Origin of the sequence: Mesorhizobium hawassense, assembly GCF_003289945.1 — a bacterium.
In the GTDB taxonomy this organism is placed as follows: Bacteria; Pseudomonadota; Alphaproteobacteria; order Rhizobiales; family Rhizobiaceae; genus Mesorhizobium; species Mesorhizobium hawassense.
The window spans coordinates 71,202-86,631 of sequence record NZ_QMBP01000012.1 but is presented as its reverse complement, the minus strand read 5'-3'; the positions used below and the strand labels follow the sequence as shown (position 1 = coordinate 86,631).

Annotated in this window: 13 protein-coding genes, 1 tRNA gene and 1 pseudogene; 4 read left to right on the top strand and 11 right to left on the bottom strand. The window is 63.8% G+C overall.

Going from position 1 to position 15,430, the window contains the following annotated elements:
• Window positions 1–2: 2 nt before the first annotated feature.
• Complete coding sequence (locus tag DPM33_RS23085; RefSeq protein WP_112099710.1) at window positions 3–773, bottom strand: hypothetical protein; 771 nt, start codon at window positions 771–773, stop codon at window positions 3–5.
• Window positions 774–928: 155 nt separating this feature from the next.
• Between DPM33_RS23085 and DPM33_RS23080 the strand changes: the two genes are divergently transcribed.
• Window positions 929–1,942 carry a sugar-binding transcriptional regulator gene (locus tag DPM33_RS23080; RefSeq protein ID WP_112099709.1) on the top strand — a complete coding sequence of 338 codons (1,014 nt, stop codon included), beginning with the start codon at window positions 929–931 and terminating at the stop codon, window positions 1,940–1,942.
• A 364-nt stretch (window positions 1,943–2,306) separates the two neighbouring features.
• Here the strand turns inward: DPM33_RS23080 and DPM33_RS23075 are convergent, their stop codons facing one another.
• From DPM33_RS23075 to DPM33_RS23050, 6 genes are all read right to left on the bottom strand, one after another.
• Window positions 2,307–2,861, bottom strand: a complete 555-nt coding sequence (locus tag DPM33_RS23075; protein ID WP_112099708.1) for a P-loop NTPase family protein — start codon at window positions 2,859–2,861, stop codon at window positions 2,307–2,309.
• Window positions 2,862–2,961: 100 nt separating this feature from the next.
• Window positions 2,962–3,038: transfer RNA gene (locus DPM33_RS23070), tRNA-Pro, on the bottom strand.
• A gap of 53 nt (window positions 3,039–3,091) precedes the next feature.
• Window positions 3,092–4,360, bottom strand: coding sequence for an O-antigen ligase family protein (locus tag DPM33_RS23065; RefSeq protein WP_112099707.1), 1,269 nt, complete (start codon window positions 4,358–4,360; stop codon window positions 3,092–3,094).
• A complete protein-coding gene (locus tag DPM33_RS23060; RefSeq protein ID WP_112099706.1) occupies window positions 4,357–5,892 on the bottom strand; it encodes an undecaprenyl-phosphate glucose phosphotransferase in 1,536 nt (511 codons plus the stop codon). Before DPM33_RS23060 ends, DPM33_RS23065 begins: the two co-directional genes overlap by 4 nt.
• Window positions 5,893–5,988: 96 nt before the next feature.
• Window positions 5,989–7,119 (bottom strand): glycosyltransferase family 4 protein, encoded by a 1,131-nt coding sequence (locus tag DPM33_RS23055; RefSeq protein ID WP_112099705.1) that lies wholly within the window; start codon window positions 7,117–7,119, stop codon window positions 5,989–5,991.
• A 10-nt stretch (window positions 7,120–7,129) separates the two neighbouring features.
• Window positions 7,130–7,693, bottom strand: coding sequence for a polysaccharide biosynthesis/export family protein (locus DPM33_RS23050; RefSeq protein ID WP_112099704.1), 564 nt, complete (start codon window positions 7,691–7,693; stop codon window positions 7,130–7,132).
• 263 nt (window positions 7,694–7,956) lie between these two features.
• On the opposite strand from DPM33_RS23050, the gene DPM33_RS23045 reads away from it, so the two are divergent.
• Complete coding sequence (locus tag DPM33_RS23045; protein ID WP_112099703.1) at window positions 7,957–10,188, top strand: GumC family protein; 2,232 nt, start codon at window positions 7,957–7,959, stop codon at window positions 10,186–10,188.
• Between the two features lie 62 nt (window positions 10,189–10,250).
• Here the strand turns inward: DPM33_RS23045 and DPM33_RS23040 are convergent, their stop codons facing one another.
• Window positions 10,251–11,471: a GNAT family N-acetyltransferase gene (locus DPM33_RS23040; RefSeq protein ID WP_112099702.1), complete on the bottom strand. Its 1,221-nt coding sequence runs from the start codon at window positions 11,469–11,471 to the stop codon at window positions 10,251–10,253.
• A 91-nt stretch (window positions 11,472–11,562) separates the two neighbouring features.
• Here DPM33_RS23040 and DPM33_RS23035 point away from each other — a divergent pair, with 91 nt between their 5' ends.
• Window positions 11,563–12,621, top strand: coding sequence for a polysaccharide deacetylase family protein (locus DPM33_RS23035; RefSeq protein ID WP_112099701.1), 1,059 nt, complete (start codon window positions 11,563–11,565; stop codon window positions 12,619–12,621).
• 122 nt (window positions 12,622–12,743) lie between these two features.
• On the opposite strand, the gene DPM33_RS23030 is transcribed toward DPM33_RS23035, so the two are convergent.
• Window positions 12,744–12,959 carry a DUF2842 domain-containing protein gene (locus tag DPM33_RS23030; protein WP_112099700.1) on the bottom strand — a complete coding sequence of 72 codons (216 nt, stop codon included), beginning with the start codon at window positions 12,957–12,959 and terminating at the stop codon, window positions 12,744–12,746.
• Between the two features lie 152 nt (window positions 12,960–13,111).
• Here DPM33_RS23030 and DPM33_RS23025 point away from each other — a divergent pair, with 152 nt between their 5' ends.
• Complete coding sequence (locus DPM33_RS23025; protein ID WP_112099845.1) at window positions 13,112–14,197, top strand: COX15/CtaA family protein; 1,086 nt, start codon at window positions 13,112–13,114, stop codon at window positions 14,195–14,197.
• A gap of 3 nt (window positions 14,198–14,200) precedes the next feature.
• Here the strand turns inward: DPM33_RS23025 and DPM33_RS23020 are convergent, their stop codons facing one another.
• Complete coding sequence (locus DPM33_RS23020; RefSeq protein ID WP_112099699.1) at window positions 14,201–14,518, bottom strand: hypothetical protein; 318 nt, start codon at window positions 14,516–14,518, stop codon at window positions 14,201–14,203.
• 76 nt (window positions 14,519–14,594) lie between these two features.
• Window positions 14,595–15,426, bottom strand: a pseudogene (locus tag DPM33_RS23015) (aminoglycoside phosphotransferase family protein).
• Window positions 15,427–15,430 lie beyond the last annotated feature (4 nt).

The window sequence follows — 15,430 nt, the reverse complement described above, 5'->3', positions numbered from 1 at the left end:
GGTTACGTCAGATGCGCAAGCAGGGTGGCGAGAACCGGCGTCAGTTCCTGCACCGCATTGGCCTGGCCGACGGCCTGCCGGATGCGGTCCTCGCGCACTTCCGTCGCCAGCAACGCGATCTCGAGGATATCCGGCTCGGACGTCTCGCCCTTGGTGGCGAGACCGCAGGCAAGCACGACTGGCGCAAGGCAGTCGATGTCGAACGCTCTGTCGCCAGAGATCGTTGTGGTTTCACCAAGCTGGATGGGGCGGTGGTTGAGGCATTCGACGAGCAGGGCCGAGCAGGCCGCCGCGATCTGATCCGTGGAGGCCGCGGGTTCCGTCGCGGCGGCGAGCAGATCCGCGTGGCGCTTGCGCATCGCGGCATGAACGGCCGAAAAGCTCGCCTCATGCACCCTGGGGTTTTCTATGCCGAGCCCGGCCAGGACCGCGCGCGTCAGATAGTACATGTCACGCCTGAACTGACGCTCGCCGCTTATCTGCCGGTCTTCGTTACCTTGCGGGAAATAGGCCCGCAGGCTTTTGACGGTCGTGCCGTCGACCTTGAGCGGCCGGGAATGCGGAACGAAGGATTCGGCGATCGTCAGCGCCTCGTCGACGGCGCTCGCTGCGTGGCCGAGCAGGCTGCGGCCCGGAAAGGGCGGCAGATTGTCGATGATATCGCGCGGGGTTTCGCCGGCCCTGTCGTGGCGGCTCTGGCGGATGGCGTCGCGCAGTTCCCGAAGCCGATCCTTCAGGTTGACGCGAACGTCTTCGGAGATTTGTCGCAGCATCGCCAATCGCCTCGAAATGCTGAAGCCGGTCACGGCTTTAGGGCGCAAGCCGCCCTCTCTAGATTGTTCGTGTCGATTGGTAGATCAATAGACGATATTTAACCAGCATGCAGAATCGGCTGACGGCAGCGTCATCGCCGGGTTGGGAGGGGAAGTTGGGCAGGCGACGGCAAGGCGAACCTGAAAGCGGCAGGGCGGCGGCTTCCGAGCCGATCGTCAATGAAAGCCGGACCGACCGCCTCAGGATTCGCGCCGCCTGGATGTATTTCGTCGAGCAGATGACGCAGAACGAGATCGCCGACGTGCTCGGCGTCGGCCGCGTCACCATCGTGCGCATGCTGGCCGAAGCGAGGGCGCGCAACGAGGTGAAGATCACCATCGAGAGCGAGCTCTCCGAGATCGTGCGGCTGGAACGCGCGCTGGAGAAGACCTTCGGCCTGCAGCAGGCGCTGGTCGCGCCGCTCACCGACCCCAACGCCGATCCGATTCCGGCAATCGCCGCCAAGACCGGCATGTTCCTGTCCGACGCGATGAAGTCGGGCACGCAGGTCGGCGTCGGCTGGGGCAGGACGTTGTTCAGCACCTTGCCGTTCATCAGCGCCAAGTCGCTGAGCGACTTCCGGGTGATCTCGCTGCTGGGCGGCGTCGGCGTCGTGCGCCGGTATAACCCCGCCGAATTCGCCTGGCGTTTCGCCCAGATTTTTCAGGGCGACGGCTACCTGATCCCGACGCCGGCCGTCGTCGACAGTGTCGAGACCAAGATCGCGCTGGTCGAGCGCTGTGGCCTGCAGGAGGTTTTCGAAATGGCCGATTCGCTCGATGCCGTGCTGCTGAGCGTCGGCGGCATCGCTTCGGCCACCACCTTCTCGCGCGGCGGTTTCTTAAGGGAAGCGGACCGCGAGGCGCTGCTCGCGCGGGGCGCCGTAGGCGACCTTCTGTTCCACTTCTACGACCGCAACGGCGCTCTGGTCGACCATCCGGTCAACAGCCATGTGATGTCCGTGGATGTCGACCGCCTGCGCAAGGCGCCGGTCCGCATCCTCACCTCCGGCGGCGCCGAGAAGACCGAGGCGCTGCTCGGCGCCATGCACCTGATCGCGCCGACCATCCTGATCACCGACGAGGAAAGCGCGCGCCGCATGCTGGCGGTGGATGGGGGGCAGGTTTGACGATCGTCCAGGCGCTCGCGCCGTAACTGACTTGGTCAATGTGGCGGGCGCCGCATGGCCTGCCAAATGTCGAGGAGATATTGCTCCGAGAGCAGCGCGGCTCTTCCGTGCGTGGAGTAGCCATAACGCTTGCTGAGCGTTATAACGCTCCGCCGTGTCATCTTGAGGCGCACTACGGCTTCTTCTGCTGTGTATATAGTGCCTAAAAGTGTTAGCGCCGGAATATTTGCGATCGAATTTGAAGAGGCCCTGCAGTTGTTGCGCGCAGTACGCGCCGTGTTTCTGTTCGCCGGGACGGCAGATGCGGTGCGCGGATGACAGCCTAACTAACTGGGCCACGCGCCCGCAAAGAAGACTACTTGTTTCATTGTTCGATCCGATCAAAGAAGTAGTTGGCTTGCACCAACGGCTGATATTTCCAGTTGTATGCTCGAATCTCGCTGTCCAGGGGGAGGTCAAGATACTTACCTCGCGAACCGTGAAAATCCTCTTCGTGCCAGAGATGTCCAGAATTGGCGCTGAGGCTGCGGACGTACACAAGTACGTCAGCTTTTAGTGCCGCGCCTTCAAGAGCCGCCAGCAGGCAAACACCTTCCACTATCGAGGGAACGCGAAACGCCCGAGCGGTCTTGGCTAGCTTCCTAAGATCAAGATTTGGAAGATAGGCGCCCGCATTTTCCTTAATCAGAAAGCGATCCAGTTCAAGGACTTGGGCATTCAGCGCCATGCCGAGCTGTCGGCTAAGAAAACTCTTTCCCGATCCGTGATGCCCGTCGATGCCGATAATCTTGGCGTCGCGACGGGAAATTTCCGCCGCAAGAGTCTGTGGGTCTGTATACACTGGACGCTCAACGTCTTGGTCGCGCCAGAGACGCCGGCCCGTTACCTCGTCGAAGGTGAAGGGGTCCGAATCCCCCATGGAGCGATTCCGCACAGATGACGGGCAATAACCACTGGCTACAATGTGGCTATATTTTTGTAGCCACCTCTGGGGGATATGGCTAACTCGTTGATTTTGTTGGTCGGAGTGGCCGGATTCGAACCGACGACCCCTTGACCCCCAGTCAAGTGCGCTACCGGGCTGCGCTACACTCCGGACCGGTGGCGATGTATCGTGATAAGGCGGTGCGGGTCAACCGAATTCGGTGCCTATCGCGCAGCTGAAATCGACAGGAGCGATGCGGGCGCTCCCAGCCGCAATTCCCGCTGATGCCGGTACTCCAGCGCGATCGCGCCCCAGACCAGCCCGAGCAGCAAATAGAGATGGCGCCAGTGGTCGATGTCGATGAAGGTGCCAAGCCCGATATTGCCGAGATAGGCGACGTAGGCGCAAAGCAGATAGGGTTGCCATGGCCGGTCGCGCAAAAGGATGCGGAAACCGGCGCCGATCGTCCACAGCGTCAGCGTCAGGAACGAGACGAAGCCCAGCCAGCCATAGTCCATCAGCGTCTTCAGCCAGATGTCGTGCGTGTCCTCGCCATAGATCGTGCCGAAGACCAGCGGGCCGATGCCGAACGGGTGCTCGGTCGCCAGCTGGAAGCCGATCGCATAGCGGGCGAAGCGGCCGAGCCGCGCCGAGTCGTAGCTCTGCTCGAGCTGCGCGCGCTGGGTGAACATGTCGGACACGCCGGGCAGTTGCAGGATCACCAGGAAGGCGATGACCAACAGCGCTGCGGCCGCTATCGTCATCACCACCACGCGCAGCCGGAACTTGCCGCTGGCGCTCTGCAGGAACAGGCATGCGGTAAGCAGCACCGCCGATACCGCGAACATGCCCCAGGCGCCGCGCGAGAAAGAAAAGAAGATGCCAGCGGTGATGATGAGCAGCGGCACAGCCGGAAGCGGCATCCGCGACACAGGGCCGGTCAAGAGCAGATAGAGCAGGTAGGTTCCTGGCAGCACCAGGAACGGCCCGAACACGTTCGGGTCCTGGAAGGCGCCGGCCGCGCGGTCGTATTTGGTGAACATTTCCGCGCCCGGAAAGGCATGGAAATAACCGGCGATGCCGAGCAGCGACGTCGCCACGGCCGACACCACATAGGCGATGAAGATCAGCCGGTAGAGGCTCGGCTGGACCGAGGTCACCGAGGCGAAGAACACCGCGCTGAAGGCCAGGAACAGCGAGACGGCGAGATAGAGCGGCGTGTTGGCGAGGTCGGCCATCTGCGTCATGGCAATCATGCCGCCGATGTTCATCGCCACCAGAAGCACCAGCAAGGGCACGGTGGCGCGCGAGATCCTGAGGCCGAACAATGCCCAGACCGCGATCAGCCCGGCCATGTAGATTTCGTAAGGCGCTGGTTCGCTGATGACGAAGCCGGAGAGCAGGATGCCGACGCCGATCGCCGCCGACGCGATCAGCGAAATCAGCTTGGCGTTTATCGCCGGCGCCGGCAACTCTTGGGCGATAGCGCTCAATAGGCGTTTTCCGTGTTGAGCAGGCGGACCGGCGTCAGGAACAGGATGCGCAGGTCGAACAGCATCGACCAGTTCTCGATGTAATAGAGGTCGTACTCGGTGCGCATGCGGATTTTTTCATTGGTGTCCATCTCGCCGCGCCAACCATTGATCTGCGCCCATCCGGTGACTCCGGGCTTCACCTTGTGGCGGGCGAAATAGCCGTCGACCACTTCGTTGTAGAGCAGGTTGTGGGACTGCGCGGCGATCGCATGCGGGCGCGGCCCGACGAGCGACAGCGAGCCGAACAGCGAATTGAAGAACTGCGGCAGTTCGTCGATCGAGGTCTTGCGGATGAAGCGGCCGACGCGGGTGACGCGCGGATCGTTCTTGGTCACCGTCTGCTTGGCGGTCGGGTCGGACCGGTCGGTGAACATCGAGCGGAACTTGTAGACCTCGATGATCTCGTTGTTGAAGCCATGCCGCTTCTGCTTGAACAGCACCGGCCCCTTGCTGTCGATTTTGATGGCGATCGCTGTGACGAGCATCACCGGCGAAAAGACGATGATACCGATCAGCGAGAAGACGATGTCGAAGGCGCGCTTTGCGACCGAGTCCCAGTCGTTGATCGGTTTGTCGAAGATGTCGAGCATCGGCACCGAGCCGATATAGGAATAGGCGCGCGGCCGGAACTGCAGCGCGTTGGAATGCGCCGAGAGGCGGATATCGACCGGCAGCACCCAGAGCTTCTTCAGCAACTGCAGGACGCGCGACTCGGCGGTCAGCGGCAGCGAAACGATCAGCATGTCGATGCGCGCGATGCGGGCGAATTCGATCAGCTCGGAAATGGTGCCGAGCTTCGGATAGCCGGCGACGATCGGCGGCGAGCGCTTGTCGTTGCGGTCGTCGAAGATGCCGCAGATGCGGATATCATTGTAAGGCTGCTTCTCGACCGAGCGAATCAGTTGTTCGGCTGCCTTGCCGCCGCCGACGATGAGCGCGCGGCGCTCCATGCGGCCGTCACGCGCCCAGCGCCGGATCAGCGTCGACATCACCAGCCTGAGGCCGAAGATCAGCAAGAAACCGGCTATGAACCAGGTGCCGAACAACAGGCGCGAATAGTCTTCCGACGCCTTGATGGCGAAGGCGGTCAGCGCCATCAGCGCGAAGCTGCCGGCCCAGACGAGCAGCACGCGGCCGAAATTGGCGAGAGGGCGCATCAGCGCCGCGATCTGATAGCAGTCGGTGACGTCGAGCAGCACCACGGTCAGGAACGACGTCGCAGCGATCGCCAGCGGATATTGCCAGGCCAGATAGTTGAAGAAGCCGACATAGTAGAAATAGACGCAGAGTCCCGACAGGAAGAGCATCGCGAACTCGACCATGCGCAGCACGCCGCTGACCATGATCGGCGACATGGTATCGCGCCGGTATTGCGAGGCGACCTGGCGCGCCACATCGTTGATGCCGCCAGCTTTATCGCCGTCGGCAGGAGCCTCGTAGTTGCGCACCGCATCCATGGAAAAGCGGTGCGCGGGGTCGATCTCATTCATGGCAACTGTCCGCGAGCTTCGCGCAACTGCATAGCAAAAGAGAGCTAAGAAAGCCTTGAAACAACCAGTGGTTTTGGAAAGGTCGGGGTGCCGGCCCTATTTGCCAAGCGCCGCGAAATAGGCCTTCTCGATATCGGCCGCCATCACATCGGCGCCGAATCGGGCCTTAAGCTCATGCATTTGCGGCATCAGTTGGCGATACGCGCCGAAGTCGCCGAACGCCGTTCCCACCTTGCCCGCAAGCTCGGTGGGATCCGGCCGGATCAGGGCAGGGGAGTCATCGCCGAAAATTTCAGGAATGCCGCCGACCGCGGTCGCAATCATCGGCATGCCGGCGGCGAGGGCCTCGAGCACGATATAGGGCATCGCTTCAGCGCGGGACGGCACGACGATCAGTCCGGCCAGGGCAAAAGCCTGCCTGGCCGGCATGGGCGGCAGGAAACGGACATGGCTTTTCAGCCCGAGTCGCTCGACCTGCGCGTGGTAGCGCGGCAGGTCGTCGCCGTCGCCGACCATCACGGCGCTCAACGGGCGCCCGAGCGCGTTGCCGGCCAGCGCCAGCGCGTCGATGAAGATGTCGGGACCCTTCAGGTCGCGCATCATGCCGATGTAGAGGAGGTCGGCAGCGTCCGCCGCCGCCGCTACAGGTTCGAACTCGGCGGCGCGCAGGCCGTTATAGACCAGCCGGTTGGGGATCGGCGGCTCGCCGACCTTGCGGCGATAGGTTTTGCGCTCGTAATCGGAAACGAACAGCAGGCAGTCGGTGAAGCGCGCCATGGAACGCTCCAGCCCGAAGAACAGCTTTCCGGTCGCCGTCGTTTCGTCATAGTGGAGGGAGCCGCCATGCGGCGAATAAAGGCGGGCAACGCGAAACCTTGATACCCGCAACAATGAGCCGAACAGACGAGCATAGGCGCCACCCTTGGCGCCGTGCCCGTGCAGCACGTCCGGCCGCAATTCCTGGATGATTCGATAGGTTCGCCAGGCCGAGGCGAGGTCGCCTGGCCCGACATGGCGCTGCATCGGCGTGCGATGGATGCCGAGCGCCAGATTATCCTTCATCGTTTCGAACAAGCGCTCTTCATAGTCGCCACCGGTGGTCGAGTCGCAGACGATGCCGACCGAATGACCAGCGGCGACCTGCGCTTCGGTCAGGTCGCGCACATGCCGGAAGATTCCTCCGACAGGTGAGCGAAAGCAGTGGACGATCCTCAGGGACACCGCCACGACGGTTTTTTCAGAACAGGCGTTCGCGGACGTAGACGGTGTCGCCGGGCAGCAGCGGGTCGGATGTCACCACCCTGCCGGTCATCACCTTGCCGTTGATGTCGCGGGTGATGTCGACGCTCTCCTGGTTGGCGCGCGGCGTGAAGCCGCCGGCGATCGCGATGGCCTTTTGCACAGTCAAGCCCGGCACGTAGGAATACTGGCCGGCGGCGCCCACCTCGCCCATGACGAAGATCGGGCGGTAGCGGTCGATCTCCACCGAAACGTCGGGATCGCGCAAATAGCCTTGGCGCAATTTGTCGGCGATTTCCTTTTCCAGCTGCTGCGCGGTGTGGCCGCGCGCCGGCACGGCGCCGACCAGCGGGAAGGAGAGGTAGCCGGACTGGTCGACGCTGTAGGTGTTGGTCAACCCGTCCTGCTCGAACACCGTGACACGGACGCGGTCGCCGGCGCCGAGTCGGTAAGGCTGATCGAGCACTTCATGGAAGGCAGCGGGCGTCGGGCGGTAACTCGAGCAACCGGTGAGCAGCGACAGGACGATGAAAGCGCGAAAGAGAGAAGCTGTGCTTTTCATGACCGGTCAGGAACCTTCATCGCTCGCGCCGCAACCGCTGCGGTCAACCCCAGGACGTACGGCCGTTATCATCCTGTTAGGGTTAATGGGCGGTAAAGGAAGGCGTCCTGAGCGAGCGACGATCAGCAAAAAACAGAGTCTTTATATGGCTTTCGCCTAATGTTCTTGGGTCCCGCCCCAGTAGCGGTTCGTTCTCTTCTTAACGGGTGAGTTACCATAGTTGTTTACGGTCCATCCTCGACTCATACTTCGGAGCAGGATGCATGTCCGTTCAGTCCGCGGCCGCAGACGTCGATGTCGATCTGAGACAGCTTTTCGCCAGTCTGGGGCGGAATTGGCTGCGCATTGTTGTTGTGACGCTTCTGGTCACCGGACTGGCCTTTGCTTTGGCCTGGCTCGCGACACCCTATTACAAGGCGACGGCCAAGCTGGAGATCGGCTCGCGCGAATCGGAATTCACCCGGCCGCCGGGCACCAATGACGACGACAAGCCGATTCTCGACGAACAGGGCGTGGCCACCCAGGTCCAGATCATTTCCTCTCCCGACATCCTCAAGCAGGTGGCGACCAAGCTCAACCTGGACAAGCTGCCGGAGTTCGACGAGACGCTGAAGATGTCGGCGCTGGGGCGCGTGCTGGTCCTCGTCGGCCTGAAAAGCGATCCCTTCGACATCCCGCCGGAAGAGCGCGTGCTGAACGCCATGCACGACAAGCTCAATGTCTATGCCGTTGAAAAGACGCGCGCCATCGCGATCGAATTCGCCTCGAAGGATCCCAAGCTCGCCGCGGCGGTCGCGAACGGCATTGCCGACGCCTATATCGCCTCGAAGGGCGACGCCAAGCTCGAATCGAACGCCGCCGCCACCGACTTTCTGGCGCCCGAAATCGCCGACCTGCAGAATCGCGTGAAGGATGCCGAGGCCAAGGTCGCGGCGTTCCGCGCCCAGTCAGACCTTCTGATGGGCGGCAACAATGCGGTGCTTCCGACTCAGCAGCTCGCCGAACTGTCGAGCGAATTGTCGCGGGTGCGCGCCAATCGCGCCGCCGCCGAGGCGAGCGCCGAGAGCGTGCGCCGGGCGCTGCAGAATGGCGGTTCGCTGGACAGCGTGCCGGAAGTCCTGTCTTCCGAGCTGATCCAGCGTCTGCGCGAGCGCCAGGTGGAGCTCAGGGCCAACATCGCCGATCTTTCGACGACCTTGCTCGACAACCATCCGCGCATCCGGGCGCTGAAGTCGCAGCTTGCCGACCTCGACGGTCAGATTCGCAACGAGGCTCAAAAGATCATTCGGGGGCTGTCGGCCCAGGCCCAGACGGCCAAGGCCCGCGAGGACCAGCTGGTTGCGGACGTCAACACCCTGAAGGCAGCCTCCGCCCGCGCCGGCGAGCAGCAGGTGCAACTGGACGCCTTGCAGCGGGACGCGAACGTTCAGCGCCAACAGCTTGAATCCTATATGACAAGCTACAACGCAGTGGCCTCGCGCAAGGATCGGAAATACTCGCCCGTCGCGGCGAGCCTGATCGCGCAAGCACAGGTGCCGTCGCAGCCCTATTTCCCGAAAATCGGGCCGATCACCGGGGCCGCCGCTGCCGCTTCGCTGCTGCTGATGGCGATCGGGACGCTGCTCGGCGAACTGTTCTCGGGCCGCGCCATGCGTCCGGCCGCCGGCGCGCGCTTCGCCAATATCGAGCAGGTGGCGATGCCCGTGGCGCGCACCGAGTCGGCGGTCGCGGCGGATGGGGAAGGTGACAGTCCTTTCGCCCCCTACGAAGCGGCCATGCGCCACGAGCGATTGCCGGAAGAGCCTCGGATGGCGGAGACCCGCGCAATGGAGGCGGACCCCATCGAGGCAAAGCAGTCCATGCCCGCGCCGAAACCCGAACCGCTTCCGTCCAGGCTCGGCGAGATCGACGTCGACAAGGCGGCGGAGAAACTGATCGCCTCCGGCACGGCGCGCGCGATCTTCGTATCGCCGGAAGGCGACGAGGCAGCTGCCTCCGCCGTGCTGGTGGCGCGCGAAGTGTCGGATGCCGGCCTGCGCGTGCTGCTGCTCGATCTGACCGCATCGGGCGCGGCGTCGCGGCCGATGCTGGACTCGAGCCTTTTCCCCGGCATCACCAATCTGCTGGCGTCCGAGGCGCAGTTCAGCGACGTCATCCATCCTGATCTTTATTCGGATGCGCACGTCGTTCCCGTCGGCACCGCGGATCCGGTCCGCGCCATGCGCGCCGCTGACCGGCTGCCGATCATCATGCAGTCGCTGACCACCGCCTATGACCTGGTGGTGGTCGAATGCGGCCCTGCCGACGCGCAAGGCATCGGCCGCCTGGTTGGCGACGGCACCGAGGTCTTCCTGTCGATGCTGGAAGCCGACGACCAGGTGACGCAGGCGGCGTTCAAGCTGATCGAGAATGGCTACCCGAATCTGACGCTGGTGACGCCGGTCGGCCACGAACCGCCGGGAACGCCCGTGCCGGGACGCCGCTCGGCGGCCTGAGCACAGCACACAGGTCGGACGGTGCGGAAGCAGCAGTGTCGTCCGTTTCAAAGGGGGGATGATCAGTTATCGTCGTCGGCTGGCGCGGGCGCAGCCTGACCCGCCGTCTTGCGGCGCAGCATCTTGGTCAGCTTCCAGACCGTCGGGTTGTTCTTGACGAAGGCCTTGGCGCGCGCGCCTTGCCGCATCGTAGTCGCCAGCGCGCGGCCTTTCAGTGTCAGCGGCGCCAGCACTTCGAAATGCTGGGTCTCGATATCGCACCAGAGCCGTTTGTAAGGCTCGTCGCCGACCGAGAAGTCGTAGACATTGAAGCCGAGCTCGCAGGCTTCCTGGATGTTGTCGAAGAACAGGAAGTCGCCGGGGCTGGTGAAGGCGAGATCGTCCTCGACGATGGCGCCGAACTCGCAGATCAGGCGCTTGCCCGAGCGGCTGGAGCCGGTCACCGCGCGCAGCTTTCCCGCCACCTCCAGCCCATGCAGCAGGAAGGAAGGCTTTTCCTCGGTCAGCGCATCGGCAAACAGCGCCCTGAAGAAGGCGCGCACGCCCGCATCGCCAAAGACATTGGCGATGCCCATCTTGGCGAAACGCGCTTCCTTCATGTCGAGGAAGGCATTGAGCAGCCTGTCGACCTCTTCGGGGGTGCGGGCCTCGATGCGGCGGAAGGTTCCGACCGCCTCGAACTTGCGCGTTTGCGAACGATGCTTCTTGCGCTTGCGCTTGCCGCTCGCGCGCGACAGCAGCGCGTCGAACCCGCCGTCGAGATCGACCGCAAGCGAAAGGTTCGGACTTGGGAAGCTTGGCAGCGCCGCCAGCGGGTTGGCGACGCCGTCGAGATCGGGCAGCAGCCGTTCCAGCGAGATCAGGTCGACCTCCGGCCGTGCCCTGGCGACCGCCTGGAACATCGAACGGATCGCCGGGCCGTCGATGGCAGGCAGCAAGCGCGGGTCAGCCGCCGCGAAATTGCCGTTGGCGTGACGCCCGCCGGTGAAACGCGCGACCTTGAATGGGCCGTGGCGCACGACTTCCAATGCAAGCGAAAGCGCCGGACGGCCGTCGCAGGCAAGCGTCGCGACAATGATGTCGGCGCCGGTCGCGGCCGCCCAGTTACTGACCCAGGATGTACTTTGCGCCGGCGCGTGCAGCGCCGAGGCGCTAAATTGCGCGTAGTCCGCGAGGCCGGCGCTATCGCTCGTGGTCGCAGCCCACCGGCCCTGACCAGCCCGCACGGAAACCTCGTTGGCCGCGACCCGGTTGCCGTCAAATGACGCGGCGGCGTCAACCATACCTCAATCCTTAAGACGTATTGGTTCCGACTTGGGGGTTCGCATAGGCGCAATTCGTGCTTGGATGAGCCTAGGCGCAAAAGGTGAAGGAATGATCGACGGGGGCGAGGCAATCCGGAAGCTGGCGTTGAACCTTGCCCGCTACACCGGCTTGGCGCCTCTGGCGCGGCCGTTTGTCGGCGGCATCGGCGCCATCCTGATGCTGCATCGCGTCACCGCGGCGCCGGAGAAGCCGAACAGCGTCAACCGGCACCTCAACATCGCTCCCGCTTTCCTCGACAGGCTGATCGCCGACATGAAGGCAAGGGGCTATACCTTTGTTTCTCTTGATGAAGCGATCGAGCGCATCGACGCTGGCGGGAAGGGTGGCCAGTTCGCCACCATCACCGCCGACGACGCCTATCGCGACAACATGACGGAAGCGCTGCCGGTGCTGGAAAAGCACGGCACGCCGATCACGATCTATGTCGCCCCAGGCTTGATCGACGGCGCCGCCGACCTCTGGTGGGATGTAGTCGAGGACATCGTCGACACAAGCTCGCGCCTGACACTGAAGACGGCGGGCGGATCGACAGTCATCGATTGCTCGACGCCGGGCCGCAAGATCCAGGCCGTGGCGCGGCTGAACGCCTGGCTGACCGTGGAAGTCGCCGAGCAGCAGCAGGGCGCCGCACTGCGCGAACTGGCCCGTTCGAATGGCTACGAATTCGGCTCGGGCCGAGCGTGCGCCTTGATGAACTGGGATGAGCTCCGCGCCATGGCCGCGCACAAGCTGGTGACCATCGGCGCGCATACCGTCAACCATCGAAACTTGAAGCGGCTGTCCGAAGCCGACGCGCGCCATGAGATCGGCGACGTCCGCCGCATCCTCGCGGAAAAGCTCGGCGAGGAGCCGCGCCATCTGGCTTACCCCTACGGCTATGCCAGCGCCGTCGGTTGCCGCGAGGTGGGTTTCGCCCGCGACGCGGGTTATGCCTCGGCGGTGACCACACGCCACGGTGTGCTGCGCGCCGAGCATGCCGGCTTCCCGCACGCGCTGCCGCGCATCTCCGTCAACGGCCGCTATCAGAGCGTGGCCCACATCCGCACGATGCTGTCAGGCATCACGACGCCGCTTGCCAATGCTGGTAAGATGGTGGTGACCATCTAGCCCGCGCTTCGATCAGCATTTGTGGAACAGCGCTATGTGTCCGGCGCGCTCATCCATTCGAGCTGGGCCTCGAGCCCGCCATGCGCGTTGGAATCACATTCGCGTTGGCGCGCCTGCGAGGTTCAACCGTTCGGGCGACGCTCTATCATAAGCCATTTGATGATGCCCATGGCCGGCAGCACCCACAACAGGCCGCTGAACAGAAAGAACAGGAGATGCACCACCGGGCCGTATTCGACCAGCCTGGTGACCGCGACGGCGGAGGCGATCAGCGCGTAGATGACGACCAGCGCCACCAGCAGGATGGTTCCGATCAGCTTTTTCAGGCGAAGGGGCATGTCGCGGTCCCGTTGACCCGCTTCGCTTAGGCCGAACGGAGGGCGTGCGCAACCGTCGCGACCCGGCGCGACGGCGTGCCGCGCTGTCCGGCCTTGTCAGCCGGGCGGCCATGGTCCACCAATCCGCCGTTTTCAATCGCTGGAATACGCCCATGGCTGACATCACCGCCACGGCCCCACATGCCGCACGCGACCGCGACGTCACCAACCGCGCGCTGGTGCGCGGTTGGCTCTACGTCATGCTGCTCGTGCTGTTCGCGCTGGTGCTGGTCGGCGGTTCCACGCGTCTCACCGGCTCAGGGCTGTCGATCACCCAGTGGCAGCCGATTCACGGCGTCATCCCGCCGCTCAGCGACGCCGAATGGCAGGAAGAGTTCCAGCGCTACCAGCAGATCCCGCAATATGCCGAGATCAACAAGGGTATGAGCGTCGAGGACTTCAAGTCGATCTTCTGGTGGGAGTGGGCGCACCGCATCCTGGCGCGCGGCGTCGGCGTGGTCTTTGCCCTGCCGCTGCTGTTCTTCTGGGCGACACGACGCATCGAACGGGGGCTTGGGCTGAAGCTCGTCGGCATACTGGCGCTCGGCGGGCTGCAAGGCGCCATCGGCTGGTGGATGGTGGCTTCGGGCCTGGTCGACCGCGTTTCGGTCAGCCAGTACCGATTGGCGACGCACCTGACGCTTGCCGCGCTGATCTTCACCGCGACCATGGTGGTGGCGCGGGGCCTGGCGCCGCATTCCGAGCCCGCAGCCGATCGGGCGACGCAAAGACTCGCTGGCTTCATCGTGCTCCTGGCGCTGATCCAGATCTATCTCGGCGGGCTTGTCGCAGGGCTGCACGCGGGCCTTTCCTACAACACGTGGCCGTTGATGGATGGAAAGCTGATTCCGTCCGACCTGCTTCTCCTGAGGCCTGCTTGGCTGAACTTCTTTGAAAATCCGAAGACGGTGCAGTTCGTCCACCGGCTGGGCGCCTATACGGTCTTTGTCGTGGCGCTCTGGCATATGCTCGCGACGTGGCGGCGCCAGCCCGGCACCACACATGCCCGCCGGGCCACGCTTCTGTTCGCGCTGGTGGTCGTTCAGGCCTCGATCGGCATCGGGACGTTGCTGATGCAGGTGCCGCTGCACATGGCGTTGACGCATCAGGCGATCGCGCTCGTGTTGCTCGGCTTCGCCGCCGCGCATTGGCGCGGCACCAAGGGCGCTTACCCGCTGCCGACAGCCGTCAAGAGCTGACGGTCACATCGAGAACAAATGCGACTGGGTCGTCGGTTCGTTGTCGAACTCGGCCTGGCGCGCCGCTGCGGCGGACGTCGTCGACTGGTTCTGATCAGCCTGCTTCGCTTTGTCGGCGGCCTTGAGCGCGTCGAGCTTGGCTTGGAGCGCCGCGGCTTGCTGCTGCAGCCTGGCCGCGTCGGCTTCATCCTGAGCCGCCTTTGCCTGATCCTCCAAAGCCTGGATCTGCTTTTCGAGCGCTGCTTCCTGCGCCGCGTCGTCCGACGATGCGGACGAGGAAGATTGCACCGACTGGACGGGGCTCAAGATCGCGCTGACCATGGGAAATCCTTTGTGGGAGGCTCGGTCCCATCAGTAGCCCATCATGGTGAATCCACGGTTACCGTGGCCTCGAAGGTCAGAGCTTTGCCCGCACTGTCCGGACTGCCTCGGCGACAGCCAGTTCACGGTTCTCGTCGACCGCGTTCTTGTCCTCGCGATGCCACGCGGCCGACAGGCAGCCATAAGCGATCGCATTGTCGAGGATGGCGCGCGGCGACTGCCCGAGCGTTTCGCCGAACACTTCGGCCATATGCGCGATCCGGCGCGGATCGAGGCAGAGATCGTCGTGGTCGAGCGGGTTGTAGAACACGTTGGCGGCATCGAAACCGGGATCGCCGATGACGCCCTTGGGATCGATCGCCAGCCAGCCGCGCGGCCCGAACAGGATGTTGTCGTGATGCAGGTCGCCATGCAGCGGGCGGACAGCATGTGGCTCGGCAAGCAGCCGCTCGGCGATCGCCGCCGCCTCGACATAAAGCATGTCGCGGCCGGCATCCTTTTCCGCCTTGGCAGCTCGAAAAAGGCTGACGAACCGCTCGTAGCGGCTGCAGGTCTACTGGCGGCGTGCGCTCGGACGGCGAAAACAGCTTTGCCATCACCTCGGCTACAATCGCGGTGGCCGCATCGTCGCCATGCTCGGCAAGATGCTGCGAGAGCAATCTTTCGCCGGCATATTCGAGCAGCATGCGATTGCCGTCACGGCCAAGCAGCCGCACTGCGCCTTCGCCGCGTCGCCAGGCGAGATAGTGCTCGCCGCGCAACTCGTCGGCGACATCATCGAAGGGTTTCAGATCCTTGACGATTGCCGGCGAGCCGTCCTCGCGCGTCACCCTCCAGATCCGGCTGGAAAACGTCTCGGCAATGAGTTCGGTAGCGCTGAGTTTCCAGCGCTCGGGAAATGCCTGCATATCC

What these genes read in the sequence shown, in the direction of transcription:
- DPM33_RS23085 (WP_112099710.1), bottom strand. Translation starts at nt 773, where the DNA reads ATGCTGCGACAAATCTCCGAAGACGTTCGCGTCAACCTGAAGGATCGG.
- DPM33_RS23075 (WP_112099708.1), bottom strand. Translation starts at nt 2,861, where the DNA reads ATGGGGGATTCGGACCCCTTCACCTTCGACGAGGTAACGGGCCGGCGT.
- DPM33_RS23060 (WP_112099706.1), bottom strand. Translation starts at nt 5,892, where the DNA reads ATGAATGAGATCGACCCCGCGCACCGCTTTTCCATGGATGCGGTGCGC.
- DPM33_RS23050 (WP_112099704.1), bottom strand. Translation starts at nt 7,693, where the DNA reads ATGAAAAGCACAGCTTCTCTCTTTCGCGCTTTCATCGTCCTGTCGCTG.
- DPM33_RS23045 (WP_112099703.1), top strand. Translation starts at nt 7,957, where the DNA reads ATGTCCGTTCAGTCCGCGGCCGCAGACGTCGATGTCGATCTGAGACAG.
- DPM33_RS23040 (WP_112099702.1), bottom strand. Translation starts at nt 11,471, where the DNA reads ATGGTTGACGCCGCCGCGTCATTTGACGGCAACCGGGTCGCGGCCAAC.
- DPM33_RS23035 (WP_112099701.1), top strand. Translation starts at nt 11,563, where the DNA reads ATGATCGACGGGGGCGAGGCAATCCGGAAGCTGGCGTTGAACCTTGCC.
- DPM33_RS23030 (WP_112099700.1), bottom strand. Translation starts at nt 12,959, where the DNA reads ATGCCCCTTCGCCTGAAAAAGCTGATCGGAACCATCCTGCTGGTGGCG.
- DPM33_RS23025 (WP_112099845.1), top strand. Translation starts at nt 13,112, where the DNA reads ATGGCTGACATCACCGCCACGGCCCCACATGCCGCACGCGACCGCGAC.
- DPM33_RS23020 (WP_112099699.1), bottom strand. Translation starts at nt 14,518, where the DNA reads ATGGTCAGCGCGATCTTGAGCCCCGTCCAGTCGGTGCAATCTTCCTCG.